General features: G+C 70.2%; 18 protein-coding genes and 3 pseudogenes. 2 read left to right on the plus strand and 19 right to left on the minus strand.

Annotated features, from left to right (window positions below; all coding sequences use genetic code 11):
* Positions 1-44: 44 nt before the first annotated feature.
* A pseudogene (locus ACFVIM_RS21275) lies at positions 45-992 on the minus strand (amino acid permease); the annotation flags it as partial.
* Positions 993-2,370: 1,378 nt separating this feature from the next.
* Entirely contained in the window at positions 2,371-2,733 is a 363-nt protein-coding gene (locus ACFVIM_RS21280) for a hypothetical protein (RefSeq protein ID WP_384303468.1), read from the minus strand.
* 146 nt (positions 2,734-2,879) lie between these two features.
* Here ACFVIM_RS21280 and ACFVIM_RS21285 point away from each other — a divergent pair.
* Positions 2,880-3,665, plus strand: a pseudogene (locus tag ACFVIM_RS21285) (helix-turn-helix domain-containing protein); the annotation flags it as partial.
* Positions 3,666-3,702: 37 nt separating this feature from the next.
* Positions 3,703-3,900 carry a DUF397 domain-containing protein gene (locus tag ACFVIM_RS21290; RefSeq protein WP_384303470.1) on the plus strand — a complete coding sequence of 66 codons (198 nt, stop codon included), beginning with the start codon at positions 3,703-3,705 and terminating at the stop codon, positions 3,898-3,900.
* Between the two features lie 65 nt (positions 3,901-3,965).
* Here ACFVIM_RS21290 and ACFVIM_RS21295 read toward each other — a convergent pair whose 3' ends face one another.
* From ACFVIM_RS21295 to ACFVIM_RS21375, 17 genes and pseudogenes are all read right to left on the minus strand, one after another.
* On the minus strand, positions 3,966-4,172 hold the full coding sequence (locus tag ACFVIM_RS21295; RefSeq protein ID WP_384303472.1) for a hypothetical protein: 207 nt from the start codon (positions 4,170-4,172) through the stop codon (positions 3,966-3,968).
* Between the two features lie 2 nt (positions 4,173-4,174).
* Positions 4,175-5,317, minus strand: coding sequence for a DUF5047 domain-containing protein (locus tag ACFVIM_RS21300; RefSeq protein ID WP_384303474.1), 1,143 nt, complete (start codon positions 5,315-5,317; stop codon positions 4,175-4,177).
* Complete coding sequence (locus ACFVIM_RS21305; RefSeq protein WP_384303476.1) at positions 5,314-6,222, minus strand: hypothetical protein; 909 nt, start codon at positions 6,220-6,222, stop codon at positions 5,314-5,316. The genes ACFVIM_RS21300 and ACFVIM_RS21305 overlap by 4 nt, the downstream gene beginning before the upstream one ends.
* Before the next feature lies 1 nt (position 6,223).
* Positions 6,224-7,909, minus strand: coding sequence for a phage tail tape measure protein (locus tag ACFVIM_RS21310; RefSeq protein ID WP_384303478.1), 1,686 nt, complete (start codon positions 7,907-7,909; stop codon positions 6,224-6,226).
* Positions 7,910-8,041: 132 nt separating this feature from the next.
* Positions 8,042-8,428, minus strand: coding sequence for a hypothetical protein (locus ACFVIM_RS21315; protein WP_384303480.1), 387 nt, complete (start codon positions 8,426-8,428; stop codon positions 8,042-8,044).
* A gap of 379 nt (positions 8,429-8,807) precedes the next feature.
* Complete coding sequence (locus ACFVIM_RS21320; protein WP_384303482.1) at positions 8,808-9,296, minus strand: hypothetical protein; 489 nt, start codon at positions 9,294-9,296, stop codon at positions 8,808-8,810.
* The gene (locus ACFVIM_RS21325; protein ID WP_384303484.1) at positions 9,293-9,676 is read right to left on the minus strand and encodes a hypothetical protein; all 384 of its coding nucleotides are present in this window, start codon (positions 9,674-9,676) and stop codon (positions 9,293-9,295) included. The genes ACFVIM_RS21320 and ACFVIM_RS21325 overlap by 4 nt, the downstream gene beginning before the upstream one ends.
* Positions 9,676-10,020 (minus strand): hypothetical protein, encoded by a 345-nt coding sequence (locus ACFVIM_RS21330; protein WP_384303486.1) that lies wholly within the window; start codon positions 10,018-10,020, stop codon positions 9,676-9,678. Before ACFVIM_RS21330 ends, ACFVIM_RS21325 begins: the two co-directional genes overlap by 1 nt.
* On the minus strand, positions 10,020-11,861 hold the full coding sequence (locus tag ACFVIM_RS21335) for an HK97 family phage prohead protease (RefSeq protein WP_384303488.1): 1,842 nt from the start codon (positions 11,859-11,861) through the stop codon (positions 10,020-10,022). The genes ACFVIM_RS21330 and ACFVIM_RS21335 overlap by 1 nt, the downstream gene beginning before the upstream one ends.
* Positions 11,851-13,038, minus strand: coding sequence for a phage portal protein (locus ACFVIM_RS21340; protein WP_384303490.1), 1,188 nt, complete (start codon positions 13,036-13,038; stop codon positions 11,851-11,853). The genes ACFVIM_RS21335 and ACFVIM_RS21340 overlap by 11 nt, the downstream gene beginning before the upstream one ends.
* A gap of 96 nt (positions 13,039-13,134) precedes the next feature.
* Complete coding sequence (locus tag ACFVIM_RS21345) at positions 13,135-14,550, minus strand: hypothetical protein (RefSeq protein WP_384303492.1); 1,416 nt, start codon at positions 14,548-14,550, stop codon at positions 13,135-13,137.
* A 7-nt stretch (positions 14,551-14,557) separates the two neighbouring features.
* Positions 14,558-14,845, minus strand: coding sequence for a hypothetical protein (locus tag ACFVIM_RS21350; RefSeq protein WP_384303494.1), 288 nt, complete (start codon positions 14,843-14,845; stop codon positions 14,558-14,560).
* 231 nt (positions 14,846-15,076) lie between these two features.
* Entirely contained in the window at positions 15,077-15,316 is a 240-nt protein-coding gene (locus ACFVIM_RS21355) for an HNH endonuclease (protein ID WP_384303496.1), read from the minus strand.
* Positions 15,317-15,402: 86 nt separating this feature from the next.
* The gene (locus tag ACFVIM_RS21360; RefSeq protein WP_384303498.1) at positions 15,403-15,612 is read right to left on the minus strand and encodes a hypothetical protein; all 210 of its coding nucleotides are present in this window, start codon (positions 15,610-15,612) and stop codon (positions 15,403-15,405) included.
* A gap of 98 nt (positions 15,613-15,710) precedes the next feature.
* Entirely contained in the window at positions 15,711-15,890 is a 180-nt protein-coding gene (locus ACFVIM_RS21365; protein WP_384303499.1) for a hypothetical protein, read from the minus strand.
* 9 nt (positions 15,891-15,899) lie between these two features.
* A complete protein-coding gene (locus ACFVIM_RS21370; RefSeq protein WP_384303501.1) occupies positions 15,900-17,186 on the minus strand; it encodes a tyrosine-type recombinase/integrase in 1,287 nt (428 codons plus the stop codon).
* A gap of 122 nt (positions 17,187-17,308) precedes the next feature.
* Positions 17,309-17,806 (minus strand): annotated as a pseudogene (locus tag ACFVIM_RS21375) (amino acid permease); the annotation flags it as partial.
* Between the last annotated feature and the right edge of the window lie 351 nt (positions 17,807-18,157).

Genomic DNA, 18,157 nt, shown 5'->3' on the forward strand with positions numbered 1-18,157 from the left:
CCCCCTCCGCACGAGGGGGCGCTCGGCATCACGAACGGCGCGGGTCAGTCCTCCGCGGGCGCGGGCGTCGCGCCCCGGTTCGCGGCGCGCTGCCGCGCGTACCCCACCAGCGCCAGCGCCAGGACCAGCCCACCGGTGTAGTAGAGCTGTGTCCGCGTCCCCGGCTCCCGCGCCATGAGGACGAACACCGTCGCCATGCCCGCCAGCGCGACCCACGTCAGTACGGGGTAGAGCCACATCCGCACCACGAGCCGCTCGGGCGCCTCCCGTTCGGTGCGGCGGCGCAGGATGAGCTGGGAGACGGCGATGAAGATCCAGACGACGAGGATGATCGCGCCGATCATGTTGAGCAGCCACATGAAGACGTCGTCGGGCCGCCAGTAGCTCAGCAGCACACAGCCGAAGCCGAAGAGCGAGGAGACGACGACGGCCGCCCGGGGCACGCCGCCGAAGGTGCGGCCCAGCGCGGGCGGGCCCTGGCGCCGGGCGACGAGGGAGCAGGCCATGCGGGAGGCGCCGTAGATGTTGGCGTTCATCGCGGAGAGCAGGGCGATCAGCACGACCACGTTCATGATCTCGCCGGCGCCGGGGATCCCCAGATGGTCGAGGGTGGCGACGTAGGGGCCCTTCTCGACGACCACGGGGTCGTTCCACGGGACGAGGGTGACGATGACGGCCATCGAGCCGATGTAGAAGACGGCGATGCGCCACATCGCGGTCTTCACGGCCTTGGCCACACCCCGCACCGGGTGCTCGGACTCGGCGGCGGCGATGGTGACGGTCTCCAGTCCTCCGTACGCGAAGACCGAGGCGAGCAGGCCGACGACGAGACCGTCCACGCCCTGGGGGAAGAAGCCGCCGTCGCCGGTGAGGTTGGCGGTGCCGGGGGCGTCGGTGTCCGGCAGGAGGCCGGTGATGGCGAGGACGCCGATGCCGAGGAAGAGGACGATGGCGCCCACCTTCAGCGCGGCGAACCAGAACTCTTTGTACCCAAGTGGATCTTTGCTGGTCAACCCCCGTTGACTCCGGACTTTTTGTCCAAGGATTTTATGTCCTTGTCTAAGCTTTATGTCTCAAATAGCCGTCTGCTGAACGGTAGGGGAACGCACGTTGGGCCCCTCGAATGAGGGGCCCAACGTGGTTGCTCTGTGGTCACACAGGCGGGAACGAGTGCGGTCCGATGATCTGATTGGCAGCCATCAATCCCGTACACGGGCCGGGCCCCGGCGTCTTACAGAACACGCCCCGCCCACCACACGCACGGCACCTGTGCTTCGCCTCTTCTGTGAACATCACGCCATGCGCCGTCACCCTGGCAGTGTCTTCGGTGACGACGCCCTTTGCTCCGCACCCCAGGCAAAGCAGGTGAGAGCCAGGACACACGCGGCCATCAATGTGTTCACCTGGCATCGTTCCCCCCCCTTGAACCAGTCGGACCCGCCGTAGTTCCCGCGCATCTGCTCTTGGGGAGGGGCCCCGCCCGTGGATGGATCAGGACCACGGGCGAGGCGGGGCGCGGCTGCTCGACCCGACGAGAACACCGCGCCCCGGGGCCGTGCCACCGGCCCCCTCCACCGCACCATCAATGCAGTGGAGGCTAGGGGGTGGACCCTGCCCCAGCAGCCAGGGCGGGCGACGTGGGCAGGGTCCGGGGCGGCGAACGCTGTACCGCCCCCTTCCCGGGGTGACTAGCCCCGGGGTGTGCTCACCCAGGGCGGGGTGAGCAGTCAGGGTCTCGCCCGGTGGGGGCACACCAGCCCCACCGGGCGAGACTGGCGCGGGTGCTTCACCCTCTGAAGCGCCCGCGCCACCACCGGGAGTACCGCCCGGTGGGGTACTGCGGTGGACCCTGCCCCCGGGGCGATGCGGTCACGGGGGCAGGGTCCCGGGGCGGCGACCGCACATGTTGACGCCCCGACCCGGGGTGACGAGTCCCGGGGGCACGCTCACCCCGGGGGAGGTGAGCGGGTCAATGGGAGGGAAGGGGCCCCGCCCGGTTTCACCGGGCGGGGCGGGCGGTGAGCTTCCCCAAGCGTGTCCGCCCGGCCCTCCATCCGTAGGGCCCCCTGTGGCCGCCCGGCGTCACCGGACGGGATCTATAGGTCTGCGGGCCGCCCGCCCACCGACAGGCATGCGGGGCCCCCGGGGGCCATTCCCCGGCTCACCGCCCGTCGCCAGGCGGTGAGTGTGCGACTTCAGTCAGGGCCGTTTCGGCGCCGGACTGGAGCCTGTCTGTGGGCGGAGGAGGCTACAGGGCAACCCAGTCCGTCCGGAGCAGCACGGCCACCACCAGGACGGCGGGGGTACCCAGCGTCAAGGCGCCGAAGAGGAGACCGGAAGCGGACTCTTCTAACCAGCCAAGCCACCGCATTACGGCCTCGGATCCCTGGACGGTTTGTCCGCGCGTACCTCGCCGTCGCCGCTGGCCTCGTCCAGGTGGCTGAGGTCCTCGGGATCGAGGGTGACGGACTCCGGTTCCCTCAGCCCCAACGCGACCAGGGCCGGTTCCGTCTCGTCCCCGGGGAGGGCTTCCGCGATCTCCTTCAGCAGATCGCGGAGGCGGCCGGGGGTCAGTACCAGCGAGGCGCCGATGGGCTTCCCGTCCATCGTCAACTCGAACGGGATCATGTAAAGCGGCGGCTGATCATCGACACGCAGGCACTGGAGCAACCGGCCGGACTGGCGCGTACTCGGCCATGCGTTCGTGATCGTGGTGGGCGGCGGTGAGGGCATCACGAAACCTCTCTCGGGAGGAGGTTGGGGGGTTTTCGCTTGCGGTTACAGCCTCGCGCCGCGCCGGTACCCTGCGGAAGGGGCGACGTTGTTACTTCCCTGGAAGTAACAACTGATGGTGGCAGTATGGGACTTGGGAGGTGCGAATGGACCTTGAGAAAGCCAAGGGGTCATCCTCGTTAGCACTGGTGTACGGCCGTCATGTCCAGAGGCTGAGGAGTAAGGCTGACATGACCCAAGCGACGCTTGGGAAGAAGGTGCACGTCTCTACGAGTCGAATTGGGCAGATCGAGTCGGCGACGGGGACGCGTTGTCCACTCAGCTTGAGTGAGCGCCTTGACGATGCCCTGGGTGCCGACGGGCATCTAGTCGATCTCTGGCCTCATATGTATAGGGAGGGTTATCCCACTTGGGCGCAGGCGTACATGGAGGCTGAGCAAAGGGCGCTCACTATCAGAACGTACACAAGCCAGGTGGTGCCTGGACTCCTTCAAACTCCCGAGTATGCCCGAGCCATTCTGTCTCGTTATCCAGAGACTAAGACCAGCATGCAACTTGACGATCTCGTTATGGCTCGGCTGAGTCGACAGGAACGTCTAATTGGGCACGAACCGCCAAATCTTCGGGTTGTCCTGGATGAAGCGGTGTTTTTGCGGCCGGTCGGCGGGACCTATGTCATGCGTGGGCAAATGGCGGCGCTCCTCCGAGCCGCTGAGATGCCGCATGTGGCGATCCAGGTACTCCCGCACACTACGGGGGACCACCCCATGATGGGAGGATCGCTGACCGTACTGGCCATGCCCAAGGGGCGGGATCTCGCTTACAGCGAAGGCGTGGCTACCGGAACCCTTTTCGAAGAGGATCAAGCCACGGCGTTCGGATTCGCCTACGATGATCTGTTGGGCGACGCGCTACCGGTAGCTGCATCCCTCTCGTACATCCGATCCGTCATGAAAGGCAGGGATATTCGTGTCTCGCTCAGTGATCGTGGACAACAGCGTGTGGCGCAAGTCGACCTACAGCGACTCCAGCGGCGGCGCTTGCGTGGAGGTTCGCGACGGCGTTCCGGGGGTGGTTCCGGTGCGTGACAGCAAGGTGGAGGGCGGCCCGGTTGTCGTGGTGGGTGCGGCGGCCTGGAGCGCGTTTGTGCGGGATGTGAAGAGCTGACGTACGTACGTCTTCTTGTTGACGTACGGGCGGCCCCGGGGAGTGTGTGTTCCCCGGGGCCGTTGTCATGTGCGGAGCCATCCGACGGCGTACCGGACGGCGTCCACGTGGATGACGACCACTTTCCCGTCTTGGGGGGTGGCGGCGATGGCGTTGACGACGGGTCCTTCGCTGGTCTCGATGGTGGCGGCGGTGGAGGAGACGACGGTGATCACGCGGGGCGGGAGGGGCTGGGGCGGGGGGTCCTGGAGCGCCTGGGCGAGGGTGGGCATGGTCACTCCGGGGTGTCGTTGGTGACGCTGAGGGCCATGGGGCCCCCGGCGGCGGTGAGGGGGAGGGTGATGGAGGAGATCAGTCCCCGGAAGGTGCCGCCCCCGGGGGAGACCACGTCCACGGTGTCGTTGAGTTGGAGGGCGGGGTCAGGCGCGGCGGTGATCTCTTCGGTTCTGGCGTAGAGGGTGCCGCGTGCGAGGAGGGTGCGGGCGGTGGCGTTGGCCTGGGCGGTGGTGGTGAGGAACGGGCTGGTGTACCAGCGACTCACCCATCCGTACGGGCCGCGCACGTTGAGGGGTCCGGTGGTCTTGACGGCGGATCCGCGTGCGCGGACGGCGCCGGTATCCGGGTTGATTCCCGTCGCATACACGGCGTTGTAGACGCGTTGGCGGGCGGCGCGGCGGCCCCGGGTGACCAGGGTGCCGGTGGTGCCCGCCTGGATGCGGGCGACGGGAGTCGCGGCGGGTCCGGTGATCGCCTGATCGAAGACCAGCAGACCGTCATCGCGGACGTACATTTGCGCGGGCCAGGCGGCGCAAAGGCTGTCCAGGATCGGTGTGCGGTCGGCGCCTTCGGGCGTTTCGACGGGGGCGGAGAGGGTCCGGCGGTCGTCGACCTCATCTGTCCAGCCTGCGTTGAGGATCCTCGTGTCATCGACGTTCAGGCGGGCGTACGTCAGTCGGAGTGTCGACAGGAGATAGCTGTCGCCCGTGGGCAGGAAGCTGAGCGTGTTCTCGGTGATCCGGCACTGTTCCATGAGCGCGTACAGGTCGGCTCCGGTGACGTTCACGGTTCCTTCCGTCTCGTCCACGGTGACTTCGTTCACCAGGTACTGACCGTGTTCGAGCAACTCGGCCGTGCCGTCGGGGTGGCGGACTCCGGTACGGATGCGGAGGCGCTGGCCGTAGCTAGCCAGGGGGTGGCGGGGGTCGCTTCCGGGGTCCCACCGTGTGCCGCCGTCAATGAGGGGGACGGTGATCTGACAGCGCCGCTGGCCCCGGGCGGTGGCGTCGTACACGATCTGTCCGGCCGTGATGGGGACCGTGGCCAGGCGCTCGCTCTCCCCGAGGTAGGAGACCACGTCCGTGACGATGGTGTGGGTGGTGGTGATCGTGCTGGCCCATTGGGCGCTGACGCGTCTCACGGGACTTCCTGGATGGGGGTGGGCCACAGACGGCGGGGGTCGGACCCGTCGGCGGTGAGGCGGGCGGCGGCGGTCGACAAGGCCACGAACGACACGTTCGGCACGGCGGGGCAGGGGGAGGCGAGGCGGATCGGTGCGGGGGAGCGGAGCACGGTCAGGAGTGCGGCGGCCTCCGCGTCGGTGCGGGTCAGGAAGGTGACCGTTCCCGTCGGGGAGCGGAGCGCGTCCAGGAGAACGATCGGGTCTTCCCGGCCGACGACGGCCAGGGTTGCGCTGGACCGGGCGTAGGCGCGCTCCGGCCACGCCTGCACGTCGACTACGGCCGTCTCGCCGCTGGCGGTGGTGAGGACCACGCGGCCGGTTCCGGGCACGGTGATCGAGCGGGTGACGGCCTGGGCCCCGCTGGTCACGGTGACCTCATAGGTCCGGGTGTCCGGCAGAAGCACGTAGTCGTTGCGGCGGGTGACCCGCCCTTGGGTCCAGTCGGGCGCCGTCATGGTGGCGGACTCGCGGTTCCCGTCACCCCACACGAACTCGACATCGCCGCTGGTGGGGCCGCCCCCGGAGACACACCAGCGGGCATCGACGGTCAGGCGCTGGCCGGAGAGGCTGAACCGGGTCAGGGTCAGGGCCTCCATCTCCCAGTCTCCGCGCCCGGGGTCGTAGTCGCCGTCCACGGTGCAGGTGGCGACTTTGGGCCCGGCGGAGATGCGGCGCACCGCGTCATAGGAGGCGGACCCCACGGCGGCGATCGTGCCCCGGACGACGTTGGCTCCGGCGTTCATGGTCAGGCTGTAGGGGGTGCCGCTAGCCGCCCGGGGGTCGGTGGTGATGGTGAAGCGGAAGTGGCCGTATCCCAGATCGGCCGCCAGGGAGGTGACCGCGACCGCTGAGCGCCCCGCCATGTCAGGCCCACCCCCCGGCGAGGTAGCGGGCGCCTTCGTACTGCATGGCGCTGGTGACGGTGCGGGTGATGCGGCCCTGAAGTTGCTGGCCATCGATGGTGACGTTGACGACGGTGGGCGCGGTGGTGAGCTGGGCGATCCAGCGCGGCGGCGCCGTCCTGGCGGTGCGGGTGGTGGGGCCGAGCGCGGCACGGGCGGCGGCGCGCTGCTCCGGCGCGGCGAACGGGAGCCAGTCGCCGATGGTGCGCAGCCACGACGGGGGCTTGAGCCGGGCGAACCACTCGATCACGCTGCGGATCCAGCCGACCAGGGTGGAGAACCAGCCGACCAGCCGGGAGACGACGTTGATCACTCCCACCACCCCATCGAACACGGCCCCGGCGAGCACTCCGGCGACTTTCCCGGCGATGGGGACGACGTGCTTCTGGAGCAGGTCCCACAAGGGCCGCCAGCGGTGTTCGTTGTCGCGGACGGCGCCGGAGACTTTGTCGACGCCGGAGCGGACGGCGGCGAGCACGGGCGCCATGTAGGTGCCGTACAGGGTGGTGACCTTGCTGATGACGGGGGCGATCTTCTGTTCCCACCAGCGCCACATGGTCACCAGGGCGGGAAGGACGTGCTGGCCGAGGAAGTTGACCAGCTTCTGTTGGGCGGTGCGCTGGAACGATTCGATCTTGGCGGCGGCGTTGTCGCGGAGCGAGGTTCCCAGGCGGTCCGACGCCCCCTTGACACTGCCGAGCGCGCTCACGGCGGTGGACGGGTCCAGCGAGTACAGGGCTCCGGCGAGATCCTCGGCCTGGGTTCCCAGCAGGGCGACGGCCAGGCGGGAGCGCTCGGCGGGATCCTTCACGGCGCGCAGCCGGTCCAGGACGCTGTCCAGCGCGGTAGCTGCCTGGGGCCCGCCCTGGGTGAACTTCAGGGCCATCTCATCGGCGTTGAGCCCCAGCTCTTTCAGGGCGGTGGCGGCGCTCTTGTCCTTGACACGGATGTTCAGCTCTTTCAGCGCGTCGGCCACCACGTCGGCATCCCGGGCACCGCCCTTGAGTCCCTGGGAGAGCAGTCCCATGGCGGTCTGCCCGGACAGCCCCAGGTCCCGGAACTGGGTGCTGTACTCCGAGAACGTCGCCAGCAGATCGTCGGCGGCGTTCGCCCCGCTCTGGAACCCCCGGGTGAGCACGTCGAACGCCTCGTCGGCGTCGCGAACCAGACCGGTCTTGATCATCTGGGCGGCGGTGCGGGATGCCTGCCCGACGTCCTGCGTGAACGTCGTCCCCAGATCGGTGGCCTTGGTCGCGATCGATTCGAGCTGGGCATTGGTGGCGCCGGGCGGGGCGAGTCCGGAGCGCATCACGGCCGAGATGGAGTCGGCTACCTGCTGGAAGTCGTCGCCCACTCCCTTGGCGAAGAGCTGGCCTGTGATCTTGCCGAGCCGGGCGCCTTCGGCGGGGGTGGTGCCGAGCTGGGCACCCAACCGCGCGGTGATCTTGCCTTGCTCCAGGGCCTTGCCGAAGGCGGCGGCGATGGCCATGCCGATGGCGGCCCCGGCGGCGGCGGCGAGCGCGGGCCCGGCCGTCTTGAGCTTGCCCAGAGTGCCGGTCACCTCGCCTTCGGCGCCCCGGATGTCCTGGCGTGCCTGCCGGGAGTCGGAGGTGACGCGGATGGCCAGGGTGGAGGGTCTACCGGCCACGGCGGGTCACCTCCCACTCCCAGTCCAGGAGATCCCACATCGCGCGGGTCTCCGCGAGCGTGCATGCCCTGATCTGTGCCGGACTGATGCGCCATGCGCGGGCGAGCATGACGCGGTGTGCGACCGGTCCGGTCAGGCGGGGTCCGGGGGGTCCGGGGGTGTCTCTCCGGCCTCGATGGCGGCGGCGACGGCGGCGGCGTGCTCCGCGTCGGCGGCGGCCTGGGCCGTACCGCCGCCGTCGTCGTCCTGGTCGCCGACCTTGACGGCGTCCAGCGGGATCATCCCGGCCACCGCCCACGGGTAGCGGGCGGCGTCTGTACGGCGGGCATACGCGACCGCCGCGTATGGCCACAGCCGTGTCACTTCGAGTTCGGTCAGGCTCTTCCCGGTGACCCGGCAAATCTCGTCCAACTCGTCATGGGTCAGGAACTCCGGATCGCCGATCCACCCGCCGTCCGGGGGGTCGGGGATGGGGTGCGGGGGCGGCGGCGGAACCCGCCGACGGGCCTTGGTACTCATCCCGGCGTCCTCTCCACCAGCCGCTCAATCGTTTCCTCAAACCGGGCGCGCCACACGGGCTCCGAGGTCTGGGCGGCGTTGATAACCCACTCGTGCGGCGGGATGTGGCGGGCGGGCCACCCGTAGTGGACGGGGGCGGCGTAAGGGGCGCGGGCCCCGCCGTAGCGGACGGTGCTCATGGTCCTGGTGCCCGACGAACGGCCCGTGGCTGTGAGCCTGCCGCTACGGCGGGGCGTGCCCGGAGCGGCGCGTGAGAGGACGTATCCGGCGACCCACCGGTGTTCGTCCCGCAGGTCGTCCAGGCCCCCCTCAACGTCCCGCAGACGGCGCCGGAGCGCGGGCCCGCCGTCCACGGCGACGACCGTGCGGCCCCGGGCCATCACGCACCCCCGCTCGTGGTGGTGGTCCTGGCGGCCGGGGTGGGCGGGGCGACGGTCGGCGGCCCACCCATCGGCCACTCACTCTCAGACGTGGGCGCGGTCCCGCCGACTTCCCCGCCGATGCCGAGCGCGATCACGGTCACCGTTCCGGTGAACGTCTTGGTGGTCGGGCCCGGCTTGAACGAGAACTCGATTTGCTCCCCGTCGTGCTCCAGGGCGTAGAGCACCAGCGACTTCCCGGCGTCGTCCGCCTGTTCGATCTGCTGGATCGAGACCAAGTTCAGCGTCCAGGCGGTTGTCCCGGGGGCGCCCTTGATCGCCTCACCGCACAGCACTTCCAGATCGTCCCCGGCGTCTCCCGCTTCCGGGGTGAGGGTGACGGCGGTGGGACTGCATGAGAACACTGTGGCGGTGGTCTCCCCGGCCGCCTTCAGGCTGAAGACGCCCTTGCGGACGCGGGACGCGACAGGTTTCGTCGGGGTGGTCATAGCGTCGTCTCCTCCACAGTGATCCGGTACGCCTGGCAGGGCTCGGCCGCGCTGGCGTCCTGGAGCGGCACATACGCGACGGGTTCGGCCAGGACCCACATCAGGTCCAGGTCGTCCAGGGCCTCAATGGTCTGGGCCAGCAGATCGGCCAGCGGATCAAGCTCCGCGCGGGCCCCGGGCAGGCCGATGACCAGCACGGTATAGCGGTGGATATAGGCCCCGCACAGCAGCGCGGGCGGCTCCAGGGTCGGCGGCTCGATGAGCACGCACGGGGTGGCGGCGACGGTCGTGGGGTCGGTCGTGACGGGGCGGTCGACGCGGAGCGCCAGGCGCTGGGCCAGGGCGTCCATCCCGGCCGTGATGGTGCGGATCGTCTCCATCACGCGCCCCCCGGGGGCGCCCACTTCCCGACCTGGAGCAGCCGTTCCAGGTCGGGATCCCAGCGGGCGACGTAGGCGGGTCCGGTCTCGGTGTAGGTGGCCACCCCGGTGGGGGAGCGGCGGCGGGCGAACAGCCGCGCGGCCATGAGATGCGCCGCGAGGGTCACGTCTACCGGCCATTCCTCCGACGGCGGGAGCGCGCGGACCCGGGGCACGGTGGAGGGCACCAGGACGTTGACGGCGTTCACGACGATGCCGAGCGCGTACCCGTCGTAGGTGGCCGGGTCTGGCAGGGCGATGCCGATGTAGTCGGCCGCGTTCTGGGCGGTGATCGCGCGGGGCATCACTTCGCCGCCGTCCCGGCCGGGGGTGTGACCGTGATGGGCACCAGCGTGGACGGGTAGGCGAAGTATGTCGCCACGTAGCCCATGTAGGCGATATCCAGGCCGAGCACATCCGGCCGCACGGCCTGGAGGAACCGGCGGCCGTTCTCGTACGACTCGCAGTATTCGCGGTCCCCGACGATGAACGTCCCCGACGCGAAATTCTTGTCGACCACCCACCGGAACGGGGAGTTGAGAACGCCTTGCTCGGGGTTGGCCAGATTGATCATCCCGGCCGCGTTGGCGGGCCCCAGGTAGGGGAGGAGCGGGCGCCCGGTCGTGTCGGTGAACCCGGCGATCTTCACCCACATGTCCACCGACAACCAGACGGTGTTGGGGAACACGTCGTGGTCCTCCCCGGGCCGTGAGAAGACGGCCCCGGCCGCCTGGGCGAGCGCCTCGTTCAGCGTGGCGGCCTTGCCGTCCCACGGCACGGCCGTGCCCTTCGCGTTCGTCGTGATGGCGGCGGCGGCCAGCTTGTCCGTCCGGCTGACGTAGATGCGGGTGAAGTCCAGGATCAGCTCGTTCAACAGGCTTGGGGAGGTCCAGTCGATCGCCTGCTGTGCGATATCCAGCGCCCCCGCCAGCGTGACCTTGGGAACGTCCGCCAGGCCCACGGTGTACTTACGGGAGGCAACCTCGCTCTTCTGCGTCTTCTGCTCGTCTACGGCGACATGCTGCGTGATCGTCGGGCGGGAGAACTTGGCTCCCGTCATGGGCATGTCCCGCGCGGTCAGGGAGTCCCACGCCACACGGCGCCCGGACGCCCGGCCGAGCAGTTCCCCGACGATCGCGGTCGGGAGGAGTCCGGGAACGTCGGCGGTGAGTTCGTCGGCCAGGGCCTGGCGGATCTCGTGGTGACCGGTCCAGTCACCTTCGTTCACACCCCGGGCGTAGGTAGCGAAGAAGTCTCCGGCGCTGTACTCGCGGCCGTTCCTGCCCCGGGCGCGCGGGATCCGGGGGTCGGCGCGGTCGGTCGCCCGGACGGCTACGGGCGTGCCGTCGGCGGTGAACACCCCGCCCGGCCACCCGTCGGCACTGCCGGGCGGGAGCGCGGGCACCAGCGGCGCGGCGGTCGTGGGGGCGAGCTGGGCGCGGACCTGCTCCAGGACGGCGGCGAACTGGGTATCGGTCAGCGGGCCGGTCAGCGGGCCGGACGGCGGCCCGGACGGCGGCCCGGACGGGGGCGCGGACGGGGGCGCGGGAACGGGCGCGGCCGGGGGCGGCTCTTCCGGGGGCTGAGCGGGGGGTGTGTTCACGGGGGTGCCTTTCTGAGCGGTGATGGTTTCGATCCGGGCCCCCCGGTCGGCGGGCGCGCCGACCACCGACACTTCGAAGATCTGGGCGGCGGTCACCTCGAACACCGACATGCCGTCTTCCATGACCTCCCGGCCGTCCTGGACGGTGTAGGCGACGGACACATGGGTGACGATGCCGTCCTCGACCAGCGACCACGCGTCGTCCGCGTCCCGGGTGCGGGCGAACCGGAACCGCGCTACCGGGCGCTTGTCCAGGCCATCGAGCCGGGTCATGGCGCCGATGACCCGGGTGGGGTCATGGTCGCGGAGCAGCACCACGGCGTTGAGGTCCTCGGGGGCCGACAGCGCTCCGGCGGCCAGGCGTACCCGGGGGAAGTACGAGATCGGCTGGACGGTGGTGCCGTATTTGGCGAGCTGGGCCGTCATCGTCCGGGCCCGGGGTGCCGTGCCGTCCGGGGCGGTGTCGGCGGTGACGGCGCACCGCACGATGACCCGGTCGCCGAAGATCTGCCCCGGGCTCAAGCGGGTCTGCTCAGATGGCATCGGTCGTTCCCTCCGCGCCGTCCGCGACGGGGGCCAGGCCCCGTTCCGCGCGCTGTTCCTCGGGGGTGGACTGGCCCGACCTGATCAAGATCTCTCCGACCTCGGCCGACTCCCGCGCGTCGGAGCGCAGCAGATGGGAGCGGTCGAAGCGCACCGTTTGCCCGTGGGGGGAGCCGTTGCGGTCGGCCATCGACAAGCGGCCCTCAATCGCGCCGATGTAGGAGGCCAGGGAGATATCCACCAGGTCCCGGCGCTGACTGGCCACCGTGCTGTACGTCATCGAGTCGCCCGACCGCGCGCCCACGTAGTGGGGCGGGAGGTTCAACAGGCGGGCGATCTGCACCGCGCTTTCCTCGCGGCCCTGGACAAGCTGGAGCTGCTCCGGGGTGGAGAGCACCGACTGATAGGCAAGGTTGGCGTCCAGGAACGCCGTGCGGCGACGGCGGCGGGCGGCGGCCCATCCGTCCAGGATTTCCTCCCGCTCCCCGGCGGTGAGGCGGTACTCGCCCGTGTTGGTGAGCACCCCCGACGGAACTTCGGGATCCGCGTAGCTCTGGGCCGCCAGCTCCAGGCGGAGCGCGGTCAGGATCTCCACATCCCCCAGCGTCAACAGTCCGTCGTCTGGCCCGTCGAACCTGATCAGATCCTCTTGCGGGAGTTCCGTGCCCCGGTAGGTGACGTGCACCCGGTCGACCTCCCCGGACGCGGGCACGGTCGTCACGCTGACGTACTGCGGGTCCAGGCGGACAACGGCGGCGGGCCACCCCGCCCAATCCCGCCCCAGCACATGCCACCACGCGTACGGGTAGAAGATCAGGTCCTCAACCGTCTCCGTGATGGTGGAGACGTAGGCCCGCCAGGCTTCCGGCTGTGCCAGGAACGTGCCCGCCTCCAGCTGGGTCGGGCCGCGCCAGCGCTGCAACGGCATGGTGGCGATGCTGTCCGCGATCGTGCGCACCCCCCGCCGCACGGCGGGCACCTTCATCGCCAGCTTGCGCGAGATGCCCATGCCCCACGGGCCCCATACCCCCGGCGGGCCCGCCAGCTCATACGCCAGCATCGGAGCGATGTTCCCCGGCGGCGCCGTCACGGGGCGGGTGGCGTCGTTCCACGGCTCCCCGCCGTCGGCGGAGCGCACCGCGCCGCGCCGGAATCCGAGTGCCGAGAGAACGCCCATACCAGGACGTTAAGCGTATAACGCCCGGGGCGCACGCCGGCCGATTTGTGACGCAAAGTAGTTTTGTGAATGCGCAGCGTAGCCCCGCGGGAAGGGTCAGGCGGCGATTTCGGGGCGCTCGTTCGGCACCGGGTGCGCCAGCCCGTACGCGGCGAGCGCGGCGGCCAGCAGCGGCGCGGGACTGGTGCCGTCCTCGGCCGGAAGCCGCGACCACACCACCTGTTCGCGGACCTGACGGCTCCCGGTCGCGCGCACGGCGGCGTCCAGGCGCTCATGGGACCGGTGCACGGTCGCCCCCGTGACCAGACCGTCCAGGAACTCCGTGTGCGCGTCCAGCAGCTCCGGCGTTCCGAACGGCGCCAGGGGCACCCACCGGCCCCGGGAGCGGCGGTGGTCCATGAGTGCCCGGTGGACCGGTCCGGCCGGGGAGACCGGGTCGACCACCACCGAGACCGGCCGGTGCCGCTCCGCCAGTTCCAGGAGACGGGGCGCGATCCACCCCACCCCCGGGCGTTCGTCGGTCAGCTCGATGGCCGTGCGCCCGTCCGCCGTCCGCCCGGCGGCGCAGATCGCCCCCGAGGACCGGTCGGCGCAGACCTCGGCCGCGAACGCCACCGGACCCCCCGGGGCGATCCGCTCCCACGTCCGGGAGCCGTTCCACAGTGGCGGCGCGATGGCCCACTCATCGCTGCTCACCCAGAAGTTGCCGTACGCGCGGGCGAACTCATGCGACTTCATGAGCGCGCGGGCATCGGCCAGCGCGGTCAGGTCGATGGTGTGGCCGACGGCTGGATGGTGACGCGCGTACAGCTCCAGGTCGTCCAGGTCGTCGGTGTCCTCGGGGATGCCCCACTCGAAGTAGGCCATCCGGTCGGCGCCCGCCCGGCCCCGCAGCACGTAGGACCGCAGCCACGTGGACAGCGCCGTACCGGCGGTGGAGACGATCCACAGCTGAGCACCCGGGCGGGTCGCCATCGTCGGCACCACCCCCTGAAGGATCACCGTCCCCTCCTCGTCGGTGAACGCGAACGCCTCATCGACCAGGGTGCAGTCCGACCACTTCCCATGCATCGCCCGCCGCGAGCGCGCGTTGAACACCCGCAGCTTCCCGCCCGTGGGGAAGGTGAGCTGTTCCTGACCGTTCGCGCTGCGCCGACGCACCAGCGGCCCCAAGGGGCTGTCCTCGATGGCGTCGGCCATATCCGTCCAGGTGTCGGCCGCGTCCTGGCGCTGCTGGGCGGTCACCCACAACCCGGCCCGGCGCACGGTCAGGCCCCGGTGCGCCATCACCGCCCGCACCAACGTGGTTTTCCCCGCGCGCCGCTGGACGGTGACCACCACCACCGGATACCGGTACCGGCCCCGCCCATCCACCTCCAGGGCCACGTCCGCTACCTGACGCTGCCAGGGCATGAACGGCGCCCCCATGCCAGCGGAGAGCTTGGCGACCTTCCCCCCGAAGGTCCGGTAGGCCGGATCGCGGGGGGTCGCGTAGCGAGGGGCCGCCTCCACCGCCGTCTCAGTCCGGATCGGCCAGACCCGCCAGCAGATCGGCCACCGCCCCGCCCTCCGTCTCGCGCGGCGTCAACCGGTCCAGCACATCCAGCAGCCGGGGCGTGATCTGCGCCAGCGCGAACACATCCGACCGCGCTCCGGCCGTGTCCACACCCCGCCCCAGCTCCCGCGCCAGCGCTTCCAGGGCCGCGCGCGCCGGGTCGGCCCCCGCCGGGCGCAGCGCGCGCACCGTACGGCCCACAGCGTCCTCGACCCGGCCGCGCCCCCGGCGCGGCACCGGTACCGCTATCACCGCCCCCCGTGATCCCCGTGGCGCCATCACACCGCCTTCCGTCCAGGTCAGGGCCCGTCTGTTCTCCTTCGAGTGTGCTCCGGCCGGGGGAGGGGGGAGGGGGCCCGGGGAGAGAGAACAGGGGGCGCGGGGTGTCCGCGCCACCCCCCGGCCGCAAAACCGGGGGCGCGCGACGGCGCACCGCACACCCGCGCCCGGCGGCGGCGTGGTCCTGGCCGTGCGCGTGCCCGCTCACCACTCCCGCGACGGCGGCGCCGTCCCACCCCCGGCGCCCCTCGCCAGGTTGCACGGCGCACAGGACCCGCACAGGTTCTCGCGCCGGTCATCCCCTCCCCGGGCGCGCGGGATGATGTGATCGACCACCGTCGACGCAGCGCCGCACCAGCGGCACGACGGCTCTTCCGCCAGCACCCGGGCACGCGTGCGGCGCCATTCGCTGGTACTGCCCTGTGGTGTGAGCGCGCTCGGCATCAAGGGACCCCCCGGGCGGCCGGACCACTCCACGGCGCTCCCGGGTCTCGTCTACCAGGTGCCTGCACCCCACCAGCGGGCATACGTCAGTGATCGCGCGGTGGCCCCTGCGGGTGGACCCACGACACGTACGGGCCACCGCCCCCCGGGTCATCCGCGTCCCGGTAGGCGCGCCGGTCGGCCGCGTACCCGGCCGACGGCGGGATGAGCCGCACCACGATGACCCCTATCAACGCGCACAGGATCACGACCGCCAGACCCATGGACGCCACCGCCGCTACCGTCACACTCGTCATGCCACAGATCATCAGCCGACCAGCCCGGCCCCGCACCCCGAGAACGGCCAGAGGGCCGCTGTATGTCACGGAGATGACGTACAGCGGCCCCGGCCGGGTCAGGGCGTCCCGGAGTGCCACATCAGGATCAGGCCCCTGACAGAGTGGTCGAACAGCTCATAGCAGCCCCCGAGGTCTGGCGAACCGATGGGGTGCAGGGCAAGCGGCTCCAGGTGGGTGGCCACCATCGACAGCCCGTCCAGGGGGCCGCCCACCATGGGCAACGTGTGTGCTTCCATGCCCCCCTTCTACGCGGGAGCCGATCCCCGCGCGACCGGAACAAGCACCCGGACGTTGACCCCCTCGCGCTGGGGCGGGATCCGTACCGGCATATCGGTGCCGAAGCTGCGGAGCGCCTGTTCTGTCTCCGCGCGCACCCGCCGCCGCATGTAGCCGGTAGTGGTCCGGATGTCCTCATGGTCGGCGGCGACGGACACCCCGTAGACGTCGCCGGTCCGTTCGTACATCTCATCGATGAAGAACGCGCGGAGCATATGCGGGCGGATGTGCCCCAGCCCGTGTGAGGCGGCCCACGCGCGCCAGCGAAGGTTGGTGTTGTTGACGTTCCACTCCGAAGGAACGATTCCTTCGTGGGCGCGCCAGTTGGTCAGCATCTCGTGAACGATGTCCTCGGGGACGGCGTGGGGGGCTTTCTGCTGGCCCGAACGGGCTTTGACGAACCCAGGAGTGAGCCAGTACCGGGATCCGTCGAACCAGAGATCATTGGTGAGGGTGCGGGCGGCGGTGGAGATGCGGAAGCCCATGCCGCTCATCAGGCGGGTCAGCATCCACATCCGGCGCCCGTTGTCGGCCACCACGGGGTTGGATGACTGCATGTCCGCGACGGCGGCTCCCAGGAGTGAGCGCACCTGTACCGGCGTTGCTGCCGGGGTTGTGAGAGAGGTCCGCTTGAGACGCTCGATGTCGGCCGTCGGGTCCTGGCGGGCGGCCTTGTTGGCGCGGAAGCATGCGCGGACGGCGGCCAGGATGACGTTATAGCGGCTGTTGGACAGTTCCTTGCCGCACCGCTCCCGCTCCCGGCGCCGCGCCACGATGAAGATCTCCACGTCGTCTTCATCAAGGGTGAGCGGGTCGCTTTTGCCTGCCAGTTCCATGATCCCGAGCACGATGCGGAGGTACCCGGTGACGGTGGTGTCCGCGCGGCCCGCCGTCTGCATCTTGCGGCGGAACTTGACCAGGGCGGGATGGGGGAGGTCGAGATCGTCGGCGCTGGGGCCGGACTGGGTCAGGGGGGTGCGGCTGAAGTCGCGGTAGCCGTGCGCGAGATACCGGGACCACTGCTTGAGCGCGCTGGCGTAGCCAGGCATGGTGCTGGGCGCCAGCGGCTGGAGTTTGGTGTACAGCTCCAGGGCGTTCTCCGGCAGGGCGGCCGGGTGCACTCCCAGCCGGTGTGCGATGGCGGAGATGGTGGTGGCTTCCTTGAGTCCCGCAGTTGCCCGCCCCGTGACGCGAACGCGTTCCTCGTGCCAGGCCAGCAGCTCCGGGAACATCGCGTGATTCTTGCGGTATGCCATTTAGTCACCCTCGTGTTGTCGAATCCGAGGCTCTAAATGTCCGATTGAAGCCTAAACCTGATCGTTTAAGGTTCAATGCGCGCAAAAGTCCACCTATTTGGCCGCTGCGCTTCGGCGAGTTAGAACCAGAACTCGAACTCGCCGAAGTTCTTCACGGCCGCCAGGTTCGTCCCGCAGAACACGAGCATGAAGAGGGCGACCCAGGCCCACTCCGGTGTGCCCGGCAGCCAGCCCGTCATGATCTTGGCGGCGCCGATCGCCTCCAGACCGACGGCGACGCAGAGCAGGAACCAGAAGGCCCAGCCCGCCGTGAATCCGGCCCAGGGGCCGATCGCCCGCTCGGCGTGGACGGAGAAGGAGCCGGAGGCGGGGTTGGCCGCCGACATCTCGCCGAGCATCCGCATCACGAGCATCACGAGGAGCCCGGAGAGCGCGTAGGCGATGACGATCGAGGGCCCGGCCGCCGCGATGCCCGCGCCGGAGCCGACGAAGAGCCCGGCCCCGATCACCCCGCCGAGGGCGATCATGGAGAGATGGCGCTGTTTGAGCCCGTGCGAGAGCGTGACGTCATCCGGCCGCCGGTCGACGGGCGGCGGAGGGGGCGCGGAGGTCCGTGACATGGCGGTGCCCTGTTCCTTGGCTGAGGGTGGAGCGCACAGTCTGAGCCCGTATCCCGCTCAGAGGGAACGCATGTCCGCTATACGGGCACGGGCCTGACACAAGGTGCGCGGGTGCACACGTGCTGGCCATGAAAGTGACACACCGAGGCGCTTTGGCAGAACCCAACAGAGGGCTGGCGTGATGAGCTTCACATCATCGCAGGTGTGATGCCCCGTCTTTGTGAGGTCTCCATGAAGGGACGGTGGTGGCCTTTGTCGTTGGCTGATGGTGATCGCCCGATTCGCCCTGGGCTACGGTCGCGGTGGCCCGTCCCGGATGCCGGGGGAGCACACCACCGCGGTGTGCTCCCC

This window comes from Streptomyces sp. NPDC057638 (assembly GCF_042800315.1).
GTDB lineage: Bacteria > Actinomycetota > Actinomycetes > Streptomycetales > Streptomycetaceae > Streptomyces.

Excerpts from the sequence above, each read along its gene's own strand:
- ACFVIM_RS21365 (WP_384303499.1), bottom strand. The coding sequence starts at position 15,890 with ATGGAAGCACACACGTTGCCCATGGTGGGCGGCCCCCTGGACGGGCTG.
- ACFVIM_RS21315 (WP_384303480.1), bottom strand. The coding sequence starts at position 8,428 with ATGAGTACCAAGGCCCGTCGGCGGGTTCCGCCGCCGCCCCCGCACCCC.
- ACFVIM_RS21295 (WP_384303472.1), bottom strand. The coding sequence starts at position 4,172 with ATGCCCACCCTCGCCCAGGCGCTCCAGGACCCCCCGCCCCAGCCCCTC.
- ACFVIM_RS21360 (WP_384303498.1), bottom strand. The coding sequence starts at position 15,612 with ATGACGAGTGTGACGGTAGCGGCGGTGGCGTCCATGGGTCTGGCGGTC.
- ACFVIM_RS21340 (WP_384303490.1), bottom strand. The coding sequence starts at position 13,038 with ATGGGCGTTCTCTCGGCACTCGGATTCCGGCGCGGCGCGGTGCGCTCC.
- ACFVIM_RS21320 (WP_384303482.1), bottom strand. The coding sequence starts at position 9,296 with ATGACCACCCCGACGAAACCTGTCGCGTCCCGCGTCCGCAAGGGCGTC.
- ACFVIM_RS21355 (WP_384303496.1), bottom strand. The coding sequence starts at position 15,316 with ATGCCGAGCGCGCTCACACCACAGGGCAGTACCAGCGAATGGCGCCGC.
- ACFVIM_RS21280 (WP_384303468.1), bottom strand. The coding sequence starts at position 2,733 with ATGCCCTCACCGCCGCCCACCACGATCACGAACGCATGGCCGAGTACG.
- ACFVIM_RS21325 (WP_384303484.1), bottom strand. The coding sequence starts at position 9,676 with ATGGAGACGATCCGCACCATCACGGCCGGGATGGACGCCCTGGCCCAG.
- ACFVIM_RS21330 (WP_384303486.1), bottom strand. The coding sequence starts at position 10,020 with ATGCCCCGCGCGATCACCGCCCAGAACGCGGCCGACTACATCGGCATC.
- ACFVIM_RS21335 (WP_384303488.1), bottom strand. The coding sequence starts at position 11,861 with ATGCCATCTGAGCAGACCCGCTTGAGCCCGGGGCAGATCTTCGGCGAC.
- ACFVIM_RS21305 (WP_384303476.1), bottom strand. The coding sequence starts at position 6,222 with ATGGCGGGGCGCTCAGCGGTCGCGGTCACCTCCCTGGCGGCCGATCTG.
- ACFVIM_RS21370 (WP_384303501.1), bottom strand. The coding sequence starts at position 17,186 with ATGGCATACCGCAAGAATCACGCGATGTTCCCGGAGCTGCTGGCCTGG.